The 25,330-nt window shown below is 48.4% G+C and carries 20 protein-coding genes; 18 read left to right on the top strand and 2 right to left on the bottom strand.

The genetic code is table 11. The features are described 5' to 3' along the window. Nucleotides 1–80 precede the first annotated feature (80 nt). Nucleotides 81–971, top strand: coding sequence for an NAD(P)-dependent oxidoreductase (locus ACI0FR_RS14575; protein WP_404907029.1), 891 nt, complete (start codon nucleotides 81–83; stop codon nucleotides 969–971). Nucleotides 972–985: 14 nt separating this feature from the next. Further along, nucleotides 986–2,524, top strand: a complete 1,539-nt coding sequence (locus tag ACI0FR_RS14570) for an aldehyde dehydrogenase family protein (protein ID WP_374833735.1) — start codon at nucleotides 986–988, stop codon at nucleotides 2,522–2,524. A 47-nt stretch (nucleotides 2,525–2,571) separates the two neighbouring features. On the opposite strand, the gene ACI0FR_RS14565 is transcribed toward ACI0FR_RS14570, so the two are convergent. Then, nucleotides 2,572–3,513, bottom strand: a complete 942-nt coding sequence (locus tag ACI0FR_RS14565) for a sugar-binding transcriptional regulator (RefSeq protein WP_404907026.1) — start codon at nucleotides 3,511–3,513, stop codon at nucleotides 2,572–2,574. Nucleotides 3,514–3,649: 136 nt separating this feature from the next. On the opposite strand from ACI0FR_RS14565, the gene ACI0FR_RS14560 reads away from it, so the two are divergent. Genes ACI0FR_RS14560 through ACI0FR_RS14535 form a run of 6 tightly spaced genes read left to right on the top strand, consistent with a single transcriptional unit; the run spans nucleotide 3,650 to nucleotide 9,403 of the window. Then, entirely contained in the window at nucleotides 3,650–4,975 is a 1,326-nt protein-coding gene (locus tag ACI0FR_RS14560; RefSeq protein WP_404907024.1) for an extracellular solute-binding protein, read from the top strand. 7 nt (nucleotides 4,976–4,982) lie between these two features. Continuing rightward, nucleotides 4,983–5,966, top strand: a complete 984-nt coding sequence (locus ACI0FR_RS14555; protein WP_404907022.1) for an ABC transporter permease subunit — start codon at nucleotides 4,983–4,985, stop codon at nucleotides 5,964–5,966. A gap of 2 nt (nucleotides 5,967–5,968) precedes the next feature. Then, a complete protein-coding gene (locus ACI0FR_RS14550) occupies nucleotides 5,969–6,889 on the top strand; it encodes an ABC transporter permease subunit (protein WP_374833728.1) in 921 nt (306 codons plus the stop codon). 24 nt (nucleotides 6,890–6,913) lie between these two features. Next, nucleotides 6,914–7,654: a glycerophosphodiester phosphodiesterase family protein gene (locus ACI0FR_RS14545; RefSeq protein ID WP_404907020.1), complete on the top strand. Its 741-nt coding sequence runs from the start codon at nucleotides 6,914–6,916 to the stop codon at nucleotides 7,652–7,654. Then, nucleotides 7,651–8,355 carry an HAD family hydrolase gene (locus tag ACI0FR_RS14540; protein ID WP_374833724.1) on the top strand — a complete coding sequence of 235 codons (705 nt, stop codon included), beginning with the start codon at nucleotides 7,651–7,653 and terminating at the stop codon, nucleotides 8,353–8,355. Before ACI0FR_RS14545 ends, ACI0FR_RS14540 begins: the two co-directional genes overlap by 4 nt. A gap of 1 nt (nucleotide 8,356) precedes the next feature. Then, entirely contained in the window at nucleotides 8,357–9,403 is a 1,047-nt protein-coding gene (locus ACI0FR_RS14535) for a sn-glycerol-3-phosphate import ATP-binding protein UgpC (protein WP_404907017.1), read from the top strand. Between the two features lie 108 nt (nucleotides 9,404–9,511). Here ACI0FR_RS14535 and ACI0FR_RS14530 read toward each other — a convergent pair whose 3' ends face one another. Further along, nucleotides 9,512–11,869, bottom strand: coding sequence for a helix-turn-helix transcriptional regulator (locus ACI0FR_RS14530; RefSeq protein WP_404907015.1), 2,358 nt, complete (start codon nucleotides 11,867–11,869; stop codon nucleotides 9,512–9,514). Nucleotides 11,870–12,005: 136 nt separating this feature from the next. Here ACI0FR_RS14530 and ACI0FR_RS14525 point away from each other — a divergent pair, with 136 nt between their 5' ends. From ACI0FR_RS14525 to ACI0FR_RS14480, 10 genes are all read left to right on the top strand, one after another. Continuing rightward, a complete protein-coding gene (locus tag ACI0FR_RS14525) occupies nucleotides 12,006–13,034 on the top strand; it encodes an ABC transporter permease (protein ID WP_404907013.1) in 1,029 nt (342 codons plus the stop codon). Continuing rightward, a complete protein-coding gene (locus ACI0FR_RS14520) occupies nucleotides 13,034–13,915 on the top strand; it encodes an ABC transporter permease (RefSeq protein ID WP_374833716.1) in 882 nt (293 codons plus the stop codon). The genes ACI0FR_RS14525 and ACI0FR_RS14520 overlap by 1 nt, the downstream gene beginning before the upstream one ends. A 3-nt stretch (nucleotides 13,916–13,918) precedes the next feature. Continuing rightward, nucleotides 13,919–15,565 carry a nickel ABC transporter ATP-binding protein NikE gene (nikE, locus tag ACI0FR_RS14515; protein WP_404907010.1) on the top strand — a complete coding sequence of 549 codons (1,647 nt, stop codon included), beginning with the start codon at nucleotides 13,919–13,921 and terminating at the stop codon, nucleotides 15,563–15,565. 18 nt (nucleotides 15,566–15,583) lie between these two features. Continuing rightward, nucleotides 15,584–17,140 carry a hydantoinase/oxoprolinase N-terminal domain-containing protein gene (locus tag ACI0FR_RS14510; RefSeq protein WP_404907008.1) on the top strand — a complete coding sequence of 519 codons (1,557 nt, stop codon included), beginning with the start codon at nucleotides 15,584–15,586 and terminating at the stop codon, nucleotides 17,138–17,140. Next, nucleotides 17,133–18,266: a DUF917 domain-containing protein gene (locus tag ACI0FR_RS14505; RefSeq protein ID WP_374833710.1), complete on the top strand. Its 1,134-nt coding sequence runs from the start codon at nucleotides 17,133–17,135 to the stop codon at nucleotides 18,264–18,266. The genes ACI0FR_RS14510 and ACI0FR_RS14505 overlap by 8 nt, the downstream gene beginning before the upstream one ends. Before the next feature lie 40 nt (nucleotides 18,267–18,306). Further along, entirely contained in the window at nucleotides 18,307–19,902 is a 1,596-nt protein-coding gene (locus ACI0FR_RS14500) for an ABC transporter substrate-binding protein (RefSeq protein ID WP_404907006.1), read from the top strand. Between the two features lie 63 nt (nucleotides 19,903–19,965). Continuing rightward, complete coding sequence (locus ACI0FR_RS14495; protein ID WP_404907004.1) at nucleotides 19,966–21,042, top strand: DUF917 domain-containing protein; 1,077 nt, start codon at nucleotides 19,966–19,968, stop codon at nucleotides 21,040–21,042. 211 nt (nucleotides 21,043–21,253) lie between these two features. Further along, nucleotides 21,254–21,787: an RNA polymerase sigma factor gene (locus tag ACI0FR_RS14490; RefSeq protein WP_374833704.1), complete on the top strand. Its 534-nt coding sequence runs from the start codon at nucleotides 21,254–21,256 to the stop codon at nucleotides 21,785–21,787. Further along, nucleotides 21,784–22,773 carry a FecR family protein gene (locus tag ACI0FR_RS14485; RefSeq protein WP_404907002.1) on the top strand — a complete coding sequence of 330 codons (990 nt, stop codon included), beginning with the start codon at nucleotides 21,784–21,786 and terminating at the stop codon, nucleotides 22,771–22,773. Before ACI0FR_RS14490 ends, ACI0FR_RS14485 begins: the two co-directional genes overlap by 4 nt. A 127-nt stretch (nucleotides 22,774–22,900) precedes the next feature. Beyond that, on the top strand, nucleotides 22,901–25,321 hold the full coding sequence (locus ACI0FR_RS14480; protein ID WP_404907000.1) for a TonB-dependent receptor: 2,421 nt from the start codon (nucleotides 22,901–22,903) through the stop codon (nucleotides 25,319–25,321). Nucleotides 25,322–25,330: the final 9 nt, after the last annotated feature.

Below are 25,330 nucleotides of genomic sequence, written 5' to 3'. Positions count from 1 at the left end.
TTTGTTGCTGTCTGGCTGGCTATGCTGATGCGTTTGTTAGTGACAGGCTTTACCATCATGTCTTGGGGAAAGGAACCACTATGTCGGAGCAGAACAAAATCATTGTTGGTGTTGTTGGTCTGGGCAGTATGGGGCTGGGGATGGCAGCGACATTAGCCTCCAAAGGCTTTGAAACTTTAGGCTTTGATCTTTCAGCGGAACGTCTTGAATTTTCAGCAAAAGCAGGAGTAACTGCCATTAAAGATCTGAGCGATTTGTTCAGAAAGTCAGATTTTCTTGTATTTTCATTACCAACAGCGCGTGACGTGGAAAATGTCGTCAATGACTATGGTCATCTGCTGGGCGCTGAGCGTCAGAACCGTGTAATTATCGTAGATACCTCGACCTCGGAGCCTGATGTTAGCCGCCAGTTGGCGGCTAAGCTCGATAAGATGGGGCACGGCTTTTTGGATGCACCTGTCAGTGGCGGACCGGCAGGGGCTGCAAGTGGCGCTTTGACCATGATGATTGGCGGCACTGATGCAGATTTAGCCTTAGCTCGCCCTGTCATTGAAGCGCTTTCGGCTAAAGCATTGCATGTGGGGCCAAGTGGTGCGGGTAATGTGGCTAAGCTTATCAATAATATGTTGGCGGCCGCGCATATGATTACAACTGGTGAAGGACTTAAAATTGCTTTGGCTGCAGGTATCAGTCCTGAATCGGCACTGCGTGTCATTAATGCAGCTTCCGGAAAATCCATGATCAGCGAAGTTCATTTTCCGACATGGGTGATGAATGATCGCTTTGACAGCGGTTTTTCAATGGGGTTGATGCGCAAAGATGTGCGTTTGGCGCAAGCTCTGGCTGAAAAAAACAATGTTGAAAATCCGTTGACTGCCATGGTGGCCAAGCTTTGGGCGTGTTCAGAACACCTGAAAGACACCGATGATTTTACCCGTATGGGTGCTTATCAGTCCGATACGGCAAAGTAAGAAGGGAGAGAGTTATGACAGAAATTTTGGATAATCAATCCGAGCGGATTTCACAAATTTTTAAAAGCTTTTTCCCACAAGCTGAAATCGGTAGTTTTATCGCCGGAACCATTATCGCTGGCACCGGTGCTGAATTGAAGCTGACTGATCCGGCAACAGGAAAAACCTTCGCCAGTTTTAAAGATGCAGATCAGTCCGTAATCGATACCGCAATGGCAGAAGCTGCACGCGCTCAGGTAGAGTGGATGCAGTTGACTGCATCGCATCGTGGTCGTGTGATGTATGAAATCGCACGACGTATTCGTGAACATGCGCCATTGATTGCAGAAATTGAAAGCCGTTCTGCCGGACGCCCGATCCGTGATATTGGCGGCGAGGCCGTGCGTGTTGCCGAAATGTTTGAATATTATGCGGGCTGGTGCGACAAGCTTTATGGCGATGTCATTCCGGTGCCAAGTTCTCATCTCAATTATACACGCCATGAACCGATTGGTGTGGTTGCACAAATTACACCGTGGAACGCACCGCTCTTTACCGGTGGCTGGCAAATTGCACCGGCTATTTGCGCCGGTAATGCGGTGGTCATCAAACCATCCGAGTTAACGCCTCTAAGCACGCTTATTTTGGGTTTTCTATGTGAGCAAGGTGGGGCGCCGCGCGGTCTCGTCAATGTGATTGCAGGGGCCGGTTTAACTGCCGGACAGGCAATGGTTTCGCATCCGCGCACGTCTTTGGTGGTATTTGTCGGTTCGGCACAGGCAGGTTCAGCCATTGCTGCGACAGCTGCTAAAAATGTTGTGCCATGTATTCTGGAACTGGGCGGTAAATCGGCCAATATCGTCTTTGCTGACGCGCAGATGGATCGCGCGATTTTGGGTGCGCAATCCGCTATTTTCAGCGGAGCAGGGCAGTCATGTGTGTCAGGATCACGTTTGCTCGTCCATCGCTCAATCCATCAGCAATTCGTGGAACGTTATGCTGATGCTGCCAACCGCATTGTGGTGGGCGATCCTTATGACCAGAACTCGCATATCGGCCCTATCAACAATGAACGCCAATGGCAAAAAATTGATCAGATGGTGCGTGAAGGCGTAAAAGAAGGTGCGCAACTGGCCGCAGGTGGTTTAAAGCCGGCAAGCTTGGAAAAAACCGGTGGCTTCTATTATGCGCCAACTATTCTTGATGCGGTTAAACCATCAATGACAATTGCGCAGGAAGAAGTCTTCGGGCCTGTTGTGGCGGTGATGCCTTTTGACGATGAAGCTGAAGCCATAGAACTTGCCAATAGCACAGCTTATGGTTTGGCGGGTGCCGTCTGGACGCAAAATGTTGCACGTGCCCATCGCGTGGCAGGTCAAATCCGCGCCGGAACCTTCTGGATCAACAGCTATAAAACAATTTCGGTGATGTCGCCCTTTGGTGGTTTTGGCCGTAGCGGTTATGGCCGTTCCAGCGGACGCGATGCTTTGCTGGCCTATACGCAGACAAAAAGTGTTTGGGTCGAAACAGCAGAAAATCCTGCAATTACATTTGGTTATTCGCCAGAAGTTTAAATTTTGCTTTAACAAGCTTGGCTGGGAGTTGAGAAAGCTTCCAGCCGTCAGTTTTCTTGAGCAAGAATGGACTTTGCACTTTCGGCATCAATAGCCAAAATTGTTGGATAGCTGCCGCGTAAAACAGCTGTAACAATAGGCACTTTATGTGCTCCGCCACCGACAATCAGCCGGTGGCGGATTGTTTTCAAGCTAGTCAATTCCGGTGCCAGAACCTGTCGGTTAATCGTATGGTCAAGCTGCTTGCCTTCAGCATTCAAAAAGCGCCCTGCCAGATCACCAACGGCGCCATGTTCTTGCAATTCTTCAATATCTATCCCTTCCGGCAGACCATAGCGTACTTGTAATGAACGGTTGGAGGCATCGCCAACACTGAAATAAGCCAGATCAACATTGCAGATCGTTTCATAGGTACGGCGGAAGACGGTTTGCGAAATGATTGCATCACGTGATTCAGGTGACTCCGCATAAACTGGTGCCACAAAATAACGGCACTTGGCCGAGAAAATTTGAGCAAAACCACGCACGATTTCAAATGTATTGATTTCAGTGCCTTGTGTCAGACCGCCGGTCATGGAGTGAACTTCCATATCAGCACGCGGTTGTGGTGTCATAAACTGGATGGTCTCACGCAATGTCGAGCCCCAAGCAACACCAAAAGAGCGAATATCATGCGCTGCAATGAAGCGTTCAAGATAGGCTGCAACAGCCCGCCCCATGATTTTATGGATCTGTGAAGCATCTTCCGGTGTTGGCACGACGATTGCATCTTCAAGGCCAAACCGCTGGCAAAGCTCTGCCTCCAATGCCACGCAATCGGCCAGCTTACTATTGAAAGATACCTTGACCACACCATCACGATGCGCTTGTGCCAGCATTTCATTGACCCGTCGTCGCGTTAAATGAAGGCGGTCGGCAATCTGCGCCTGGGTTAAACCTTCTACATGATAGAGCCACGATGCTCGCACAATCAGGTCATTTTGCTCCATCATATTTTCCTTAAGTTACATTTGTCATTTGAGTGTAACATATGTGCGTTAATCATCATGCATCATCGCTGTGGCACGATTCTTCTGATGATAACCGTTTTACAGCTCATACAATCATGCGTCTTAAGGATCAAATATGACGTCGCTCTTTAAAAAAATCCTGACCAGTACAGCGGCAGGTAGTGTTCTGCTGGCAATGACAATGCCGGGCTTTGCCGCAGATCGGATAAAGGTTGAATGGTGGTATGCGATTAGCGGCAAGCTTAGCGAAACCGTACAGGAGCTCATTGCTGATTTTAACGCTTCGCAGGATAAGTATGAAGTTGTCGGTATCCATAAAGGAAATTACGAAGAAACAATGGCTGCGATGGTGGCAGCTTATCGTGCCGGTCAGCACCCGACCATTTTGCAATCGGCAGAGCGCGGTTTTCTAACCATGCTGAACTCCGGAGCCATTATTCCGGTCAACAAGCTGATGGCGGATCAGGGTTATAAAACCAATTGGGGTGAATTTATTGAACCAGTCGCCAGTTTCTATGTGGTGAATGGTGAACCGGCTGCATTGCCATTCAATTCTTCAACGCCAATCTTCTGGTTTAATGAAGACCAGCTGAAACAGGCTGGTTTTGATGGCCCAGGAGAAACATGGCAAGAGGTTGATGAGCGCCTTTACGCTTTGAAGGAAAAAAATATCACCCAGTGCCCGATGGCATTGGCTGCTGATTACCATTGGAGTTTGTTTGAAAATTATTCCGCCATCAACAATCAGCCGTTTGGCTCCAAGTCCAATGGTTTTGATGGTCTTGATACTGAATTTGTTTACAATAAAACGTCAGTTGTGCAGCAGACAGAACGTCTGAAACGCTGGATTGATGATGGTATTTTACATGTAGCGGGTGAGGGCTTGAACCCGGCGCAAATGTTTACTTCTGGTACCTGTGCAACTTTGATCAACTCGACTGCGAGCCACTCAAGTGTCGAATCTTCGGCCGATTTTAAATGGAACGCGACTTATCTACCTTATGAAGAGGGTGTTGAGCCGCAAAACTCTACCATTGGTGGTGCAGCCCTTTGGGTGCTTGGTAATAAATCTCAAGAAGAGCAGGCGGGTGCCGCAGCATTCTTGGACTTTGTGGCTAAGCCTGAAACACAGGTTTGGTGGAGCAAGGCCACCGGTTATGTGCCCGTTACCACAGCTGCTTATGAAGCTTTGAAAGCAGAAGACTATTTCGAGAAAAATCCAACCCGTGAAATCGCTATCAAGCAGCTTTCACGTGGCACGCCAAATGAAAACTCACGCGGTTTCCGTTTTGGTAATCACAACCAGACCGGTGCCATCATGCTGGAAGAATTGCAGGCAGTTTGGACAGGTCAGAAATCCGTGCAGGATGCACTCGACTCGTCCGTCAAACGCGGCAATGAAGTTCTCCGTCAGTATGAGCGGATCAATGCCGGTAAATAATGATAGTATGACTATATCTGCTGGCGCTTTTTTGCGCCAGCAAAAGGCGGGCAAATTTAAGTTTTCGGGCTGGCTTACGAAATTGACGACGCCGTCGCTGACCGGTTTGAAACCTGCGCATTTTAAACGAAATGGTGCCGGTTTTGTGCTGCTGGCACCCCAATTGCTGATCCTTTTATTTTTCTTCTACATCCCTGCTTATAAAGCTTTGTCACTGGCTTTTGTCGAAACAGACCCGTTCGGAATGAGTGTCATTTTTGTAGGGTTTAATAATTTTATTCGTCTCTTTGCCAGCCCTGAATATCGCTTTAGCGCAATGCTCACTCTTGTGCTTACCGTTGTGCAAAGTGTGATTACGCTTGGTCTTGCCGCAATGCTTGCTTTTGCGACTGATCGTGTAATCCGTGGCCGTGCTATTTATCGTCGCATTATTTTGTTGCCCTATGCGATTGCGCCGGTTGCGTCCGGTACAATTTTTGCATTCATGTTTAATGCCAATGTTGGCCCTGTCGCCCATTTCTTGCATGATCTCGGCCTGCCGTGGAATCCGGCTTTGCGCCCAATGGATGCGCAAATTTTGGTGGTGCTGGCATCTGTATGGAACCACCTTTGCTACGATTATATTTTTCTGGTCGCAGCCATTCTGTCTGTTCCCAATTCATTGATGGAAGCAGCGGCTCTTGATGGTGCGCGTCCTGTGCGCAGATTTTTCACAGTGACTTTGCCGCTGATCATGCCGACCTTCTTCTTTTTGATGATCATGAATTTGATCTACGGCCTGTTTGAAACCTTTGGCTTTATCGACACCATGACGCGTGGTGGGCCTGCGGCTGCTACCAGTACGCTTGTTTATAAAGTTTATCAGGATGGTTTTGTGCAGCTTGATCTGGGAACCTCAGCCGCACAATCGGTTGTGCTGATGGGTATTGCCATTCTTTTCACAATTTTTCAGTTTCGCGCGGTTGAACGCCGCGTTAACTACGGGGGCTGATCATGGTTGAACGCTCACCCATTCTGACCTTCTTTTGTCACACAATCTTGCTGATCGGAGCGGTGATTGTCTGCCTGCCACTTTATATGGCTTTTGTGGCCGGTTCACTTGATTTTGCCAGATTGCAACAAATGCCCTTTCCGTTGCTACCGGAAAGTGAGTTTTGGAATAATATGGTAACGGCATGGACAACGGTTGATTTTTCGCAGCTCTACATCAATTCCATCATCACCACGACACTGATTGTTGTCGGCAAGGTGACGGTTTCGCTGATGGCAGCTTTTGCCATCACTTATTTCCGCTTTCCTTTCCGCATGACAATGTTCTGGATCATTTTTATCTCGCTGATGCTGCCGATTGAGGCGCGCATTATCCCGACCTATGAGGCGCTTGCCGATGTGGGCGGGCCATTGCGTGATTTTTTCCACGTCACGGGCATCAGTTGGCTGGTGGAATTGGCGACCGGATATCGGCTGGAACTTGGGCTGCAATGGAATTTGATCAATAGTTATAGCGGGCTCATCTTGCCGTTGATTGCCTCTGCTTCCGCTACATTTCTATTCCGCCAGTTTTTTCTAACAGTGCCGGATGAATTACTGGAGGCTGCAAAGATCGACAATGCGGGACCGCTGAAATTCTTCGTCGATATTCTGCTGCCCCTATCGGTGACAAATATTACTGCATTGGTGGTGCTGCTTTTTATCGGCAACTGGAACCAATATTTATGGCCGCTATTGTTCACCACCACACCGGATATGAAAACCGTTGTGCTTGGGTTGCGTAGCCTCGTGCCAGGGCCTGATGAGCCACCGGCATGGAACATTGCCATGGCTGCTTCTTTCTTCGTTATGCTGCCGCCGACGCTTGTGGTTATCTTCTTGCAGCGCTGGCTGACAAAAGGCGTGACGGATGTTGGCAAATAATCTTTTCTCATAGGAAAACTATAAATGACTTTTATTATCGGCCATCGTGGCGCCCGTAATCTCTGGGCAGAAAACTCCCTGACTGGATTTCGAAATCTGTTGGATTTGAATGTCGAGGGTGTCGAATTTGATGTGCATCTGACCAAAGACGGCGAATTGTTGGTGATGCATGATGCTTTGCTGGATCGTACCGCTGAAGCACAAGGGCCAGTTTCGGAATTATCAGACGGCGAACATCGTCAAATCCGCTTGAAAAACAGCACTGACACTATTCCAACCCTTGATGAAGTGCTGGCAATCTACGCAGAAACAAAGCTTGAGCTGCATATTGAACTGAAAAAAGACGCTAAAGGCCAAGCCTATCAAGGTTTGGAAGCAAAGGCTGCGACCGCAATTGATAAATTCGGTTTAGCTGAGCGTGCTTATCTGACCAGCTTTTCTGTCGATGTGCTGAAAACCATTCGAGATAAAGCCCCGCATATTCGCACATTAAATTCTTATCATATGCCGGATGCTGAAGCAGAAGGCGTGGTGGAAGGATTGAAAACGCGCCTTGCGGTTGCCGACATTGTTGCTGTTGAAAAACAACTTTTGGGCAAATATTGGGACCAGATTACTGCTGACGCACCGTTATCGCGTCTGGGTGCTTGGGTGCCCAATGAACAAGCTGATCTTGAAAAATGGATGAATTGTGGGCTACGCCAGATAACCACCGACAACCCAGATACGGCTCTTGCAGTTAGAGGCTCCGGCAAAACAGTATGATGAATAAACCTGAACTTGTTATTTTCGATTGTGACGGGGTTTTGATTGACAGCGAGATTTTGTCGAGCAGAACCTTGTCCGAAGCACTCCGTCGTGCCGGTGTTGATCTGTCGCCGATGGATGTGCATCTGCACTTTACCGGAAAATCCGAACGCGACATCCGCCTTATTTGCGAAGATGAATATGGATTGACTAATACCGATGCGGTCTTCGCATCATGGCGTGAAACGATCTATCAAGCTTTTGAAAAAGATCTGCAACCGATGGCCGGCATGCCCGATTTGGTGCGTTCACTTCAGGTTAAAAAATCTGTGGCCTCCAACAGCCGCTATGAGCGCCTTTTATTAAGTCTGGGGCGAACCGTATTATGGGAAAATCTGGCACCCCATGTTTACGGTGCCGATAGTGTTAAAAATCCAAAACCTGCGCCGGACCTGCTGTTGCATTGTGCCGTGCTGCATGATGTGCGGCCTGAAGCGAGCGTCATGATTGATGATAGCCCGCACGGGATTAGCGCTGCGATTGCGGCCGGTATGATGCCGATTGGTTTTATTGATCTCAATGATCCGCGACCGAACCGTGAAATGATTTTGCGTAAGGCTGGTGCTGCCCATATCGCGAATGGCGCAGAAGAATTAGGCGATATTCTGCACATGCTTGGTTGTATGCGCGAATTTGTGCCGGATGAAATGAGTAGTTAGAATGGCTAGTATATACCTTCAAAATATACATAAAATATATGCCGGCGATGTCACAGCCATTCATGATTTAAACCTGAAAATTGAAGACAGCGAATTGCTGGTTTTGGTTGGACCTTCCGGTTGTGGTAAATCCACATTGCTGCGGATGATTGCAGGTTTGGAAAGTATTTCCGGCGGTTCCATCAGCATTGACGGAACGGTTGTGAATGACAAGGAACCGGCAGAACGTGACATCGCTATGGTGTTCCAAAATTATGCCCTCTATCCGCATATGACCGTGCGTCAAAACCTTGAATATGGCTTGAAAAACCGTGGCACTCCGCGCGCAGAAATTGATCGTCGCATTAACAATGCCGCGCAGATTTTGGAAATCTCGGCATTTTTAGATCGCAAACCACGCCAGCTTTCAGGTGGGCAACGACAGCGTGTAGCAATGGGACGTGCGATTGTGCGCGAACCTAAAGCCTTCTTGTTTGACGAGCCGCTTTCCAATCTGGACGCAAAACTACGTGGTCAGATGCGCATCGAAATCCGCCGTTTGCAGCGTGCACTTAAAACTACAAGCGTCTATGTCACCCATGACCAGTTGGAAGCCATGACTTTGGCCGATCGTCTAGTGGTGATGAATGGTGGGCGCATTGAACAAGTTGGCAAGCCGATCGAGCTTTATGACCGTCCGGCCACTGTTTTTGTGGCGAGTTTTATTGGTTCTCCGCCGATGAACTTGTTTACCGTCAATGAATTGGCAGCAATTGAAGGCATCCGGTTGCCATCCGGTTTACCTGCACAGGCAGGACTTGTCGGTTTCCGTCCTGATCATATCTCTCTTCATAAAGATGATGGTATTAATCTTTCTGGTCTGGTTGAACTGATCGAGCAAGTGGGTGGTGAGAGCCATGTCTATGTGCGCATGGAAGGTCTTGATAAACCATTGGTAACGGTGTTGCAGGGCAGACTGGTTTTAAACGAAGGTGATATACTGCGTTTCACAGTGCCATATGCCAACTTGCATTATTTCAATCAGCAAACCGGTTGCCGGATTGATTAAAAGAAACGACTGAGTGCTGGAAACCTGTATGCAATAAGGGTGATGCGCTTTATAAAATAGTAGCTAACCGACATTAAAAAATACCGGTTAGCTCATAGCATAACTCGATTAAATCCAGCCAAGAGCAAGTGCCGATTTAAGTGCTTCGCTGCGTTTGCGGCAGCCCATTTTACGATAAAGATTGCTTAAGTGAAACTTAACAGTCACTTCCGAGATGCTTAATGTATGGGCTATGCGTTTGTTGGACATACCTGAACCCAAAAGCTGCAACATTTGTATCTCACGTTGTGACAGCCCGCCTTGAATGGCGCGAGCCTGCGGGGAGTCAATGGCTTTGGTTAAAACGGTCAATGCCGTTTGTGCTTCAGGAGATGTTTCGATGAAACTACGAATGCGTTTTTCTTTTAAAAGCGGTGATAAAAATATCCGTTCTTCTGACAAGACACCGTAGCAGCCAAGGCGCTTGGTTGTTTGCAAGGTTGAGAGCAGACCGGCACGTGCTTCAGCAATATCCCCGCGCCGAAAGGCTGCAAAGCTAAGCCATAATTGCAATGCCACTTTTTCACGGTTGGTCACTTTAGGATTGACCAATAAAGCATCCAGCTGTTTGGGCAAATAAGAACGTGGCGTCCATTGGTGTACGGCATCACGCAACCATGCCATGGCGAATGATATTTCATCGCGGCGGCTGATACGGCTTAATTCATCAATCGCACTTTCTACGCCGGTTCGCCCCATCGGCATACGCACGGCCGCAAGCGTCAAGGCTGCATCTTGCCAACGATTGGCATTTTGATAAGCAATTGCAGTGCGGATTTCCATCATCGCATTAAATTGCAAGCCCTCGGACAGGTGAATCCATAAATGATCCAGAAAGCCGGGGCGAATGGCAACCGGAAAATTGTCGGCCAGTATTTGTGATGCATAGTGAAGAGCAAATTGCATCAGGCTTGGCCATATTTCAGCAGCAGCAAAGGCTTCAAACTCATTATTTACAAATGCGAGAAGATCACCTGGTTGGCCTGCTTCATAGTCAAGGCAGGCTTCAGCCAAACGTAACATACGAAACTCTTGGACTGTGGGATGCGAGACCTGTTCCAGCCTGCTTCTGGCTTCAATGGCTGCCTGACAAGCAAGCAAAACATCACCATTCATCAAGCGCAATACAATTTGATGTAAATGGATGAAAAAATCCAATAATGGCCGGTCGCCGCTACGTTTTAAATACATCAATGCACGCGCGGCGGCCGCCTCTGCTTCACGAAAATTTCGCCGTCGCACTTCGAACTCGATAATTGAGTTGTAATAGCCTGCCCATCGCCCGTAGGCGCGCATTGGATAGTCAGCCATAAACTCACCAAGTCTGGATATCATCGTATCGCTTGGTGTTAAATCCTCAGAAATCATCAGCGTCAGTCGGAAAGTTTTAGCTGCGAATGAAAATCGTGATTTACGGGTCAGCACCTTAAGAGGATCGATATAATCAGCGCCCATATGGCGCATCAAAAGGTGGCGCACGCGCTGTAATTCTCCTTGTTTTAACAGTGTGCGGGCAACTGCAAAAAGTACGGTTTCATCATCCGATAACATCTGCGTGGAAAACCGCATGATGATGTCCTGAAATGACTCCAGATCGGACTCATAAATAAGCTCGCGGCCTTGTGCACGTTTTAAAATTTGCGCAGCATTATGCTCATGATTTTCATCAAGCAAAAGCCGCATAGCCTCAAGCGGTTGCCCGGCTTTTTCCAAAGCTTTTGCGATCTCAAAAAGATTTTCATCCTTGCGGTAACCTTCCAGTTTTTCTTTTACTGCTTGCTTGAGAAGGTGTCGCAGAAGATGATTTTTGTCCAAATTTTTAATCAAGGAGGGGGGCAATAAACTGTGCCAACGCGCACGACCTTGCTGCTTGGGATTGTCAAGCCATATGGATAATTCGATAATTTCTGCGGGATGGAATTGTGCTAAAAAAACCTCATCCAAATAAGCAATACAATTCCTCTCATCCATTTTTTTTGCAAGCGGAAGAAAGGATGGCCATTGTGCAAATTCCTGCATGACCATTTGTCTCTGTTTAGGTGCAAGCGCTGTCAATTCACTGGATTTGAAACTGAAATGCTCGCCACCATAGACCGTAACACCATGATGAAGACCATGACGTGCTAGTCCTCGAATATGTTGATCGGGACGGCAGGCAATATAAAGTTGCATGTTATCAGCAATTAAATCTGGCAAAATTTCCGCTTCTATTAAATTAATAGGAACATCCCATAATATCTTGTTTTGTTGAATATATTTTTTATTAATCTGAGCTGAACAACAAATATTTACTCCAAAATCTTCTGCCAGAAATTCCAGTAAAACAGATTTTCCTGCACCACTGGGCGCGCGCAAAAACACAACGGCAGCCGTGTCTTGTATGATGCGTTTACGAAGCAATTGCCTTGGCAGAAGATTTTTTTTCATGTTCAAACTCATAAAATATTCTTATAAAAATACCTATACTAATTTTGAAAAAAACTATACTTTTTGGCGGTTGTGCCTTGGGCATCATGCGCAGATTGTTACTGTCTGAAATGATGATGCAGAGGAGGAGGCGCCAATGCAGCAACACCCTTTATTCGCTATCGTGACGAGATTAGGCACATTCATTCTGGTGATGATTGCCTTGTCAGTTATGATTTTTATGCTGGCACGTGTTGTGCCGGGCGATCCTGCGCGTATGGCTTTAGGGCCTGCCGCAACATCTGAGCAGGTTGATGCTCTTCGCTTGTCGATGGGACTCGATCAGCCATTGATTGTCCAATATCTGGAATATATCCGTAAAGCCTTTCATGGCGATCTGGGTATGTCGCTTGTTTCGCAGCGTCCCGTAACAACCGATCTGGCAAGCACTGTTCCGGCAACCGTTGAACTGGTGCTGGTCTCGGTCATTTTCATGTTTCTTGTGGCAATTCCGTTAGGGGTTATCACAGCGCATTACCGTGACCGGGCACTTGACCATATTGGTCGTGTATTGTCGCTGACCGGTGTGATTATTCCAAGTTTTCTGTTTGCGATTACGCTGCAATTGCTGGCTGCACGCTATTTGAACAATTGGCCTATTATTGGCCGCATCGATCATAATCTGAATTGGCACGGCGGTCCGACCGGCTTTCTCATTCTTGATGGTTTGCTGGCAGGTCGTTTTGATGTGGTGGCAAGTGCTTTTCAGCATCTGGCACTACCGGCATTTGCCCTTTCAATGGCTGGTATCGGACAGATTACCCGTATCACCCGCTCATCAATGATTGAAAATCAGCGTAAAGACCATGTGTTGACTTTACAAAGCTTTGGTGTGCCGGAGCGTGTGATTATTTTTCGTTATTTGCTGAAACTGTCGTCCATTGCGCCGCTGACAATTATGGGGCTCGAATTTGCATCTCTCATCGGCAATGCCTTTGTGATCGAGATGATCTTTGCCTGGGGTGGTTTTGCGTCCTATGGCCTCAACTCTATCCTGCAAAAAGATTTGAATGCTGTCACCGCTGTGGTGCTGGTGGCTGGCTTATTCTTTATCATTGCCAATCTGATCGTTGACATTCTGATTTCGATCATTGACCCGCGTCTTCGTCATAAGGAGGCTCGCTGATGGCCGACATTAAAATGCTTGATGCCAATGATCGCGGACTGAGTGCCAGCTATATGATGTGGTACCGTTTCTCTCATAATCCAGCGGCCGTCATTGGTACTTTCATTCTGCTTTCTGTGGTGTTTCTGGCAATCTTTGCCCCTTGGGTAACACCTTATCCGAAGCATATCGGTGCAGTTGTTGATTTTCGTGCAAGGCATCTGCCGCCTGATCTGACACATTGGTTTGGGACTGATAAGGCCGGACGTGATATTTTTACCCGTACTATTTTTGGCCTTCGCATTTCATTATTGCTGGTCATTGGCGTGCTTGGTATCTCGGTGCCAATTGGTGCAGTACTGGGGTTGGTTGCCGGTTATTTTGGTGGCTGGACTGAGAAGATCATCAGCGGTCTGACCAATGTCATGCTGGCGATGCCACCATTGGTGATGGCGCTTGCTGTTTCCAATTTGCTGGAACCAACCTTGATGAACGCAATGATTGCCATCACTTTGCTGTGGTGGACATGGCATGCACGCCTGATCTATGCGGTTTCAAAATCGGTGGCATCTGAAGATTATATTGAGGCGGCACGTCTGGCCGGTGCTGGACCATTGCATATACTTTTCCGTGAAATCCTGCCCAATTGCGTGTCGGTTATCTCGGTTAAAACCACATTGGATGCGGCTTTTGTCATCCTTTTTGGAGCAACACTCAGCTTCCTTGGCTTTGGTGTCAAACCTCCCATTCCTGATCTGGGGTCTATGGTTGCCGATGGCCGTCAGTTCATGCCGGATTTCTGGTGGGAAGTCTTGTGTCCGGGATTTGCCGTTCTTTATGTGACGCTTGGCTTCAACCTTTTAGGTGATGGATTGCGCGATATGTTTGATGTGGAGAATTGAGCTTTGACAGAACCACTTCTTAAAGTCGAAGGCCTCAATGTTACCTTCACCACTTATGGCCGCAGCCGCCAGGTTTTGCAAGATGTGAGCTTTACCGTTGCTGCCGGCGAACGTGTAGCGCTGATCGGTGAAACAGGTTCTGGCAAGTCCGTTACAGCCAAAGCAATTATTGGCACTTTGCCGAAAAATGCAAATGTTACTTCTGGTGCAATCTTTGTTGATGGCCGTGATGTTTTCACGATGAACCGCAATGAGCGTGAAGCGCTCAAAGGTTCGGCTTTTTCACTGATTATGCAGGATCCGCTTTCATCGTTTAATCCAGTTTTCCGCATCGGCACGCACTTGGATGATGTGATGCGCTTTGCTGATAAACGCAACGGCATTAAATCCTCTAAAAAGGAACGCCGCGAACGTATTGCCGCCGTGCTGAAACGTGTGCAATTGGCAGATACCGAGCGCATCATGAAAGCCTATCCGTCGGAGCTTTCCGGCGGCATGCGCCAGCGAGTACTGATTGGCTTGGCGCTGTTGCATCAACCGAAATTGCTGATTGCCGATGAGCCAGGCACGGCACTGGATGTGACGACACAGGATGAAATCCTCAATCTGATCAACCAACTGGTTGCCGAAGAAAATATGGCATTGTTGATGATTACCCATAATCTCGGTGTGGTGCGTAAAGTCGCCGATCGTGTGGTGGTGATGCATCATGGCGATATTGTTGAAACGGGGAAATGCACGGATATTCTGCTCAATCCGCGCGAAGACTATACGCGATCACTCTTGGCTGCTGTGCCGCCGCTCTATGGTGACAAGGTCACAACGATTGCGCAGACAACGGGCAAGCCGATCATCACGATCGACAAGCTCAATAAAATTTACGGGCGCCGTGCTGGCTATCATGCGGTGCGTGATGTCAGTATTAGTTTGAAGGAAGGTGAGATTTACGGGCTGGCCGGTGAATCCGGCTCCGGTAAAACCACAGTTGCCCGTATCATCATGGGGCTGTCACAGCCAACCACCGGTGACGTCACCATTCATGCGTCAACACCGGAACGTGGTAAAAGACTGACCCAGATTGTCTATCAAAATCCGGGCACGTCTTTGAACCCGAAACGTACAGTCCGGCAGACTTTAACCTTGCCATTAAAATCAATCGGCATGGATAAGGTTAGGCTTGAAGCTCGGCTGGAAGAGCTGATGAGGCTTGTTCGGTTGCCGCAGTCATATTTAGGCAAATATCCGCATGAATTGTCGGGTGGCCAGAAACAACGCGTGGCAATTGCGCGTGCGCTGGCCGCTGAGCCTAAAATCTTGATTTTAGATGAGCCGACAGCAGCGCTTGATGTGTCGGTGCAAAAGACGGTCATTGATCTGCTTTTGCAGCTTCGTGAAGAGCTGGGGCTCACTTATCTGATGATCTCGCATGATCTGTCTTTGATGCGCAATTTCTGCTCACGCATTGCCATCATGCTGCGGGGTGAACTCGTGGAAGAGGGTGCAACGGCAGATGTATTTAGCCAGCACCGACACCCTTATACCCGTGCGCTGATTGCCGCCATTCCGGTGGTAACAGACGCGGAAGAGCGCCTGAAACCAACTGTGACGGAGGAAGAGCGCATGCAATTCCTTGTAAAAACAACCGATTGATTGGAAGAGGAAACGAGCGTGTATCGCGTTGGAATCGATGTCGGCGGCACCAATACGGATGCTGTCATATTACAGGATAAAACGGTTTTGGCAGGGGTGAAGGCTTCTACCACCAAAGATGTAACCTCCGGTGTTATTCAGGCGCTGGAAAAAGTAATTGAGGTGTCTGGCATTGATCGCAGCCGTATCGGCGCGGTGATGATCGGAACCACGCATTTTACCAATGCGGTGATTGAGCGCCGTCATATGGACGAGGTGGCTGCAATCCGTTTAGGTCTGCCGTCCGGTGCAGGTTTGCCACCAATGGTGGATTGGCCGGATGATTTGCGTGAAATTGTCGGTAATCACGCCTACCAAGTAAAAGGTGGCTATGAGTTTGATGGCCGTGAAATTTCGCCGCTTGATGAAGATGCAATCATCCGCATTGCCGGAGAAATTCGTGCCAAAGGCTTGAAGGCGGCGGCTGTAACAGGTGTTTTCAGCGGCATCAATGATACGATGGAAGTGCGTACCAAAGAAATCTTGCAGGAACATTGTCCGGGACTGCCGGTTGTGATGTCCAAAGATATTGGCCGACATGGTTTGCTGGCGCGTGAAAGTGCGGCGATTATGAATGCAAGCCTGTTGTCACTGGCCGACCATACGGTGGAAGCATTTGGCAAAGCTTTGCGCAGCGCCGGTATCAACCGGCCTTTCTATATTACCCAAAACGACGGCACCTTGATGGCTGCTGATGTCGTTCGTGCCTTTCCGGTGCTGACATTCGCATCGGGGCCAACCAATTCTATGCGTGGTGCAGCATTCCTCACTGGTCTTAAAGATGCGGTCGTGGTGGATATTGGCGGCACGACAACCGATGTCGGCTCGCTTTCGCACGGCTTTCCGCGTCAGGCTTCCACCACAGTTGATATTGGTGGTGTGCGCACCAATTTCCGTATGCCGGATGTGTTTTCTATTGGTCTTGGCGGCGGCTCTTTGGTGGTCGAAAAAGAAGATGCAGTGACTGTTGGCCCTAAATCTGTCGGCTACCGTGTCGCAGAAGAAGCTTTGTGCTTTGGCGGCTCGACTTTGACTGCAACCGATATTGCCGCAGCGACCGGCAAAACAGATATTGGCGATGCTGCATTGGTGAAGAAAACCGATGCAGTACTGATCGAAAAAGCCGCAGCAAAAATTGACCAGATGCTGGAAGCTTGTGTTGAGCGCAGCCGCATTTCATCGGCACCTGTACCAGTCATCGCTGTTGGCGGCGGTTCGATTTTGATGCCTGAAAAGGTTGGCGAGTTGAATGTTATCCGTCCGGAAAACTTCTCAGTTGCCAATGCTGTTGGTGCAGCCATTGCCCAGATCAGTGGTGAAACCGACCGTATTTTCACTCTTATTGAAGGTCGCACCCGTGAAAGCGCATTGGCAGAGGCTGAAGCTGAAGCTCGCGAAAAGGCCATTGCTGCCGGCGCAATGGCCGATACTTTGGAAGTCATTGAACGTGAAGATATGCCGCTTGCCTATTTGCCGGGCAATGCCACCCGCATTCATGTGAAAGTTGTTGGAGAAATGGGAAGCTATGATGCCTGAGGCTCGCAAATTGAAATATGATGAAGCTGATTTACGCGTTTTGACGCGTGAAGATCTGGACGCACTGGAAATTGGTTCGGGCATTTTAGGCACTGGCGGCGGCGGCAATCCTTATCAGGGCAAGCTTCTGGCTCTTGAAGCTATGAAGGAAGGCTATGAGCTGAAAATTCTGGCAACCGATAAGATCGAACCGGATGCACTTTGCATGTCGATTGGCGGTATTGGTGCGCCTGTTGTCGGCGTTGAGCGCTTGCGTGAAGGCCGCGAAGGTGTTCGTTGCCTGCGTGCTATGGAAGAGCTGATCCGCACTTCAATTGATGCGGTTGTTTGTGAAGAAATTGGTGGCGCCAATTCAATGAACCCGCTTGTGACCGCTGCTCTTGGTGGTTTGCCGATCCTTGATTGCGACGGAATGGGGCGTGCATTTCCGGAAATGCAAATGACCACTTTCTCGATTTATGGCCATAGTTCAACACCATCCGTCATGTGTGATTTGCATGGCAATTCGGTGGTCTTCAGTCATGCGGCTTCTGAGGTTTGGCATGAGCGCATGGCGCGGGCCTGCGTGGTGGCACAAGGTGGCGGCGCGATGCTGGCAACGGCACCGATGCAGGCGCATTATGTCCATCAATATGGCATTCCGAAAAGCTACACCAAGGCAATTGCTTTAGGTGAAGCGGTGATCAAAGCCCGTAAATTTCAGGAAGATCCGATTGCTGCTATTTGTGCGCTTGAAGGCGGCCGTCGCATCTTCAATGGCAAAATCACCGATCTGAAACGCCATTTGCGCGGCGGTTTTGCAGTGGGCGATATTGCACTTGCCGGTTTTGACGAATGGAATGGTGAAACTGCTGATGTCGCTATTCAAAACGAGTTTCTGATTTTCCGCCGTGAAGGCAAGGTTGAAGTCTGCGTACCAGATCTGATTGTGCTGTTGGATGTGGATACCGGTTATCCGATCACAACGGAAATGCTGCGTTATGGCCAGCGCATCGCAGTTGTAGCGATCCCTTGCCACGATCTGTTGCGCACCGAACGTGCCTTGGAAGTGGTTGGCCCCGCAGCCTTTGGATATCCGGATGTTCAATATTCGCCACTGCCAGCATTTAAGCCCAAAGCTGATTAACGAAAAGCGGGACAACCCGCAAGAATAGAGGAGAACTTTGATGAAAAAAATAACTTGTAAATCACGCCTTGCAGCGCTTTTTTTAAGCGCTGCAATCGCTCTGCCAAGCTTGATCTCGACAGCATCTGCTGACGACAAGGTTTCTATCGCCGTCAATACGATGCAGATTTTCAGCTCACTTGATCCGGCAAAAGTTACCGATTACACCGGTTATATGGCTGTTGTGAATATGTATGACGGCCTGACAACCGTGAGCCCGTCCGGTGAGATTGTACCGCATTTGGCAAAATCGTGGGATGTGTCGGAAGACGGTTTGACTTATACATTCCACTTGCGTGACGATGTGAAGTTTCAGGATGGCACGCCAGTTAAAGCATCCGACATTGCCTGGTCGGTTCAGCGTCTGATCGGCATCAACAAAGGCCCGTCCAACCTGATCGTTGATCTGCTGAAACCGGAAAATATTACAGCACCGGACGATCAGACGGTTGTCTTCAAACTTGATCGCCAGTTCTCGCCATTTATGGCGGTCACACCGATCATGGTGGCGCTCAATGAAAAGCTCATCACTGCCAATGCGGCCAGCGACGACAAATGGGGCGAAGCCTATGTTGGCGAACATTCTGCCGGTTCGGGCCCTTACTCACTGGTAAGCTATAACCGTTCCGCTGATATGGTCATTACCCGTAATCCGGATTATTTCCTTGGTTGGAACAAGGGGACACCGATTGATCAGGTGCGCTTTGTCCAGACAAGCGATGATGCAACCGTCAAAGCGCTGGCTGAAAAAGGCGAACTTGGCCTGACATCTCATGGTCTTGGCAACGAAACTTATGAATCCATTGCCCGTATGCCTGGGTACAAGCTGTTGCAGACCCGCACAGCCGGCGGTTTCATCATCAAGCTGAATACACAGACCTATCCAACGGATGATGTTCATGTGCGCCGTGCCATTGCATATGCCACGGATTACCAGACCATTCATGAAATTATCTATCCGGGTTTTGACATGCAAGGCCCGTTGTCTCAAACCTTTAAAGATGCGCATAATGATGCGATTGAACCGGGCGTCTTTGACCTTGAAAAGGCCAAGGAAGAACTGGCAAAATCCAAATATGCGGGTCAGGAAATCAAGCTCGTCAACAGCTATGTCGCCTCCCTTGCATTTGAAGCAGAAGTGGCACTGATGATGCAGGCCAATCTCGAACAGATCGGCATCACACTTGATATTAAGCCTGAGCCGTGGAACCGTATTGTCGAACTGTCATCCAAGCCGGAAACCACACCTGCCTCAACACAGGTGAATATGTCGCCGACTTATCCATCACCGGATGCGATGTTCTATAATCAGTTCCACTCCAAAGCATCCGGCACATGGATGTCGATGGAATGGTTGCAAAATGCTGAAGTCGATGGCCTGATCGACAAGGCGCGCGCCACAACCGATGTGGCCGAGCAGAATGCAATTTATAAGGAATTGCAGCAGAAAATCGTCGATTTGCAGCCGGATGTCTGGGCTGTGGCGCCAAATCGTCGTTTGGGTGCAAGCAAATGTTTGCAAGGCTATCAGTTCATTCCGATGCAAAGCTGGGATCTGAACTTCTCCAATTTCCATTGGGATTGCACCAAAGACTAACCGACTTTTATCAGACAGGCTCCGTTCTCACGGAGCCTGTTTTTTGCATGAAACAGGTGAATTATGCTTCAAGACTTTGCTTTGGACGATATTGAACCATTGGCAACAGGTGCGTGGATTTTAGGAACCGGCGGCGGCGGAAATCCTTATCTCTCAACGCTGAACTTGCGCCGTCTTTATGAGCAAGGCAAGCGCGTTCAGATCATGGATCCGATGGATCTCGATGACAACGATATGGTAGCCGTCGTTTCTAAAATGGGTGCGCCTCTAGTGGGGCAGGAGCGCTTGGGCGATCCGGCACATCTGGCGCGTGCTGTGGAAGTGATGGAAGATTATCTGGGCAAGAAATTTCGCGCTGTTATGAGTGTTGAAATTGGAGGCTCCAATGCTTTGTCGTCATTTCTGACCGGTGCCATGCTTGATCGTCCGGTCGTAAACGCTGATGCGATGGGGCGTGCCTATCCGGAAGCACAGATGACCTCTTTTGCTATCGGAAATTTGCCGATGTATCCGCTCTCCTTGGTGGATGTGCGTGATAATGAAGTGATTGTCACAAAGGCGGCTTCTTGGAAATGGATGGAACGTGTTTCGCGCTCGGTCTGCACGGAAGTGGGCTCGACGGCTGCCACCTGCAAAGCGCCGCGCACGGGGCGCGAGGTGAAAGAATGGGGCATCCATTATACGGTGACCAAAGCCACTGAACTTGGACGCACAGTTATCAATGCCCGTGCCCGACATGATGATCCGGTTCAAGCAGTGCTCGATTATGAGGGCGGCAAACTATTGTTCAGGGGCAAGGTTGTTGATGTTGCGCGAGAGACAACCGGCGGGTTCTTGCGTGGACGAACGCTGATTGAAGGTATTGACGCTGATAAAGGCTCAAATCTGGAACTGACGTTTCAAAATGAATGGGCCGTTGCTTTTCGTGATAATGAACCTATTGCGATGACACCGGATTTATTATGCTTGCTGGATACAATGTCGGGCGGTGCGATTGGTACGGAATCTGTGCGTTACGGTCAAAGGGTGAGTGTTATCGCCTTACCGGCACCAGCGCTTTTAACATCACCTGCTGGTATAGCGGCTGTAGGCCCGCGGGCTTTTGGTTATGATCTGGATTTCAAATCTGTCTTTGCTTGAAAAACGTAATAAGTGACAGGGTGCAGGTGAGATACACTCTGCGTCCTGTCTCATAAATTTAGCATTGCATGATGCAGATAAATTACATCAATCAGCGAATATTTTGGACAGTGCCGGATATAAACTTGCATTAAATGATCAAGTTTATTAAAAGCCCGTTCAGTTCTGAAGATATCAGCTTTTATGGCTGCGATGGAAATCTGTTGACTTGATGATGTGGGATATTGCTTCACTTTTTCGAAGCTATAGTGCAGATCTGCAGCGTTTTTTACAACGTCGTGGCTCTTCGCATGATGTTGCATGCGATCTGACGCAGGAAGCATTTCTTCGTCTGATGATTTCGCAAAAGAAAGATAGTGCGCATCCGTCCTTGGTTCATCATAAAGCCTATCTCTATAGAATAGCTGCAAATTTGCAAATTGATCATGCACGTCATCTGAAGACCTTACCGTTTTCAGCCTATGACAGTTTGCTAATTGAGATGATCGCCGATCCGTCGCCGCTCTCTGATGATCTTATCATTTTCAAGCAAACTATGCAGCTTGTTGAGCAGGCATTGGCTGAAATACCTGAAGCTGTTCGCCAAATTTATTTTATGCGATTGGATGGACAAACTTTTGCAGACATCGCCAAAGAATTGAATATTCCGTTGCAAACGGCTTATAGCCAATGGGGGCGCATTATGATGCACCTGCAATACAGGTTGCAAAAGATGCATATAAGCCCGACGGATAAAAAGCGATGACAGAGGTAAAATCGTCCAAAGCGCGCGAGCCTCATCCGGATTTGTTTAATACAAATTGGAGCACGGAGGCAGAAGAAGCGATTGATCCGCTGATGCAGGAAGCAATCAACTGGTTTTCGATGCTTAGCGACGGGCAGGCCGATGCCGAACAGATGGCAAAACATCAAAACTGGCTGGAAGCTGATCCGCAACATGCTGAAGCCTATGCGCAGGTAGCCCGCATGTGGGGCAACCTCACTCATATGTCAGCGATCAAGCGCAATAAGAAATCCACTGCAACGATCAACCGGCGCCTTTTTGGCCAATTAGCTCTCATGGCCGTTATTGGTGGTGGTTCAGGAGCGATTTGGTTGAAAAATCGCGGGCATGATTATCAAACACTGACCGGAGAAATCCGACAGTTTACATTAGCTGATGGCTCTATCATTGAGCTTTCGGGTGAAAGCGCTGTTTCGGTTGATTTTAATGCAAAAGCACGCATTGTCATTTTGCATTATGGTGAGGCCTATTTTACTGTAGCGCGTAGCGACAAGCCGTTTGTCGTGAAGGCCGCTGAGGCACAAATAACGGCATTGGGAACACAATTTAATGTTGCTGTACTCAATGATCAGGCCACTGTTATTGTGACCGAACATGCAGTGCGCATTGATTATGCGCATCAAACCGCAACCCTGCATGCAGGTGAAAAATTGATTTATGCGAATAATATAATCAATCCGCCCACACCCTCGGATGATGAAACCGATCTGGCATGGCGAAATGGCAAGCTGATATTTATTGCACGTCCCTTGGCCGAGGTTTTACAAGAGTTGAACCGTTGGAGCCCGGTGCGTTTACGGTTGATTGATGGAGGGCTTTCAAACCATCAAGTTACTTTGATTGTTAATATTAGCGATATTGCTGATATTGTTCCCCAACTCGCCGGATCTCTGCCAATTCGTACGCGTTTTATCCCTCTGATCGGCACTCTCATTTATCGCGCATGATCTTGAAAAAACCGTCTTTTCGGCTCAAAAAATAATTTTTAATAAATATGAGTTTTTTTATCATAAAAACTGCGGGGCATTCCGTCTTGTATCCGAGACGAAGATTTTTCACCTCCGGAGACATGAGATGCCTGCCCAAAAACAATATCACGCTTTAGTAAAATATGGCCGGTTGAATGGTGGAATATCAGCCACAGTTCTGGCTAAAATGCTGCTTTGCACCGTTGCTGTTACGGCGCTGGCTTTGCAAGTCACTCCAGCTAAAGCACAAGATAGGGCAGATCGGCTGGTATCTACAGGCAAAACGGTACAGTTTTCTATTGCCGCACAGCCTTTAGCATCGGCGATTGTAAAATTTGCCGCTCAAAGCGGATTGAATATCATCGCCGATGGTACAATGCCGCCTTCCGTGCAAGCCTCATCCGTAACAGGTGATATGTCTGCCAGCCAAGCTTTGGCGCAAATGTTGAGCGGCACAGGCTACGGTTTCAGGCAGAATGGTTCGCGCTCATTTACTCTGATGCGCCAAGATGGAAGTGAACGAGCAACAAGCGATAGCTCTGCTATTCAGTTGGAGACGATTACAGTTTCGCGTGCAAGCTCAAGCATGAGCGGTTTGGTTTCGGATAAAGAAGGCACCTATCGTACAGCAGCAGCCGTTACGACAACCGACGGCGCAACTTTACAGGAACGCAATGCCGGCAACCTTGACAATGCGCTGCGGTCGGCACCGGGCACATTTACCCGTAAAGCAATGTCCGGCGCCGGTGTTGCGGTCAATATTCGTGGCATGGAAGGTTATGGTCGCGTCAATATGATGATTGATGGGGCAAGACAAAATATCCGTGTGATGGGGCATGGTGTTTCTGGTGGCTCTACTTTCATAGATACAGATCTGCTCGCCGGCATGGATATCGGGCGAGGCGCTTTGGGCGGAGCGGCAGGTATCGGCGCATTAGGTGGAGCGGTCAATTTCCGTACCATTGGCATTGATGACGTGATTTTACCAGGGCACTCATATGGTGCCATGACCACCATTAAATACGGTAATAATGAATATAACTGGTCAAAATTGGTAGCTGGCGGAATGCGCATGGACGGTGTGGGCATTATGGGTGCTTTCAATCGTCGTGATTCAGGCGCCCCGCTTAGCGGTGTTGATGAAAAGGGTAATCGTCTGCGCAATAATAATATGATCGAAGACTTGAAGTCTGGTCTGGCAAAACTGGAGCTGGGCGATGGTCAGGATCATAAATTGCTGTTGGGTGGTGTCTGGTATGATAATGTTTCCGCCATCCGTGGCGAGCCACAGGATTATCGCAACCAGACCTATACAGCACGTTATAATTACACGCCCGACAGCGATCTGATCAATTTGACGGTTAATGCTTTTTATAATGATGCACGGGTTCGTTTTATTAAAGGCAACTATAAAGACCAATTCAATCGCGATAAAGGCAAAGGTATTGATGTAACCAATAACAGTCAGTTGGCGCTAACTGATGATATCGGTTTGAAGCTAACTACGGGTGCAGCCTATTATCATGATGATGTGACAACAGGTCAGGCTTGGGGAACTGGCGGGCCGGGTGATGGTACGCTTGGCATCGGAAGCGTATTTGCCGATGCAACCTTTACCTATGGTATGTTCGATCTGACCACCGGATTTCATTATGATCATTTCCAGTTGAACGGTGATGTCGTCAAGAAAATCAATGGCATCACGACGACCGAAGAGGTTAAACGTAACCAATCAAGTTTCAATCCTCGTGTGACATTGGCTGTAACACCTCTTGAGGGGCTGCAATTTTATACCACTTACGCCAAAACATTCCGTCCGCCGAGTGTTACCGAAACCTTCTTCCCCGGTGCCCATAGTGCGACACCTTCTGACATCACACCGAATCCCGATCTGGAGGGAGAAAGCAGTAAAGGCTGGGAGCTTGGTGTCAATTTGGTTGAAAAAAACCTGCTGGTAGCCAATGACAGGTTGTTGCTGAAGGCTAATTATTTCAACAATAATGTTGAAAATTACATTACCTCCGGCGCCTACTCGATGCCGAACTTACCTGGTCTGAAGTTCATCAATGTTCCGGGAAAAACCCGTATCAGAGGTTTCGAACTGGAAGCCAATTATGACAGCGGCTTTGCTTTTGCTGGTCTTTCATATGCAAAAACAAAAACACAACTGCCATATGGCATGTGGTCAGGTGATTATGGTGTGGGTGCCATCAATAATCTGCCGGATTTCATATTGACTGTGAATGCAGGTTTCCGTGCATTGGATGAAAAACTCACTATTGGGGCACAAGTGCGTCATATCGGTAAAAGTGAAGCACTCAAGCCGCCATTTGGTCCCGAGCTGGTTGATGTCGACAGTTATACTTTGGCAGATGTTTTCGCATCCTACAAATATAATGAAAATGCGACTTTCTTCGTCAATATCGAGAATTTGAGCAATGTCGCTTATAAACCTGCACAATATATGGATACGCGTAAACTGGGTCGCGGGCGCACAATCATTGGCGGAATGACGTTACGTTTTTAAGTCAGTTTA

The organism is Paenochrobactrum sp. BZR 201-1 (assembly GCF_044987585.2).
In the GTDB taxonomy this organism is placed as follows: Bacteria; Pseudomonadota; Alphaproteobacteria; order Rhizobiales; family Rhizobiaceae; genus Paenochrobactrum; species Paenochrobactrum pullorum.
The sequence above is the reverse complement of the archived record's forward strand: the minus strand, read 5'-3'. Positions and strand labels throughout refer to the sequence as shown.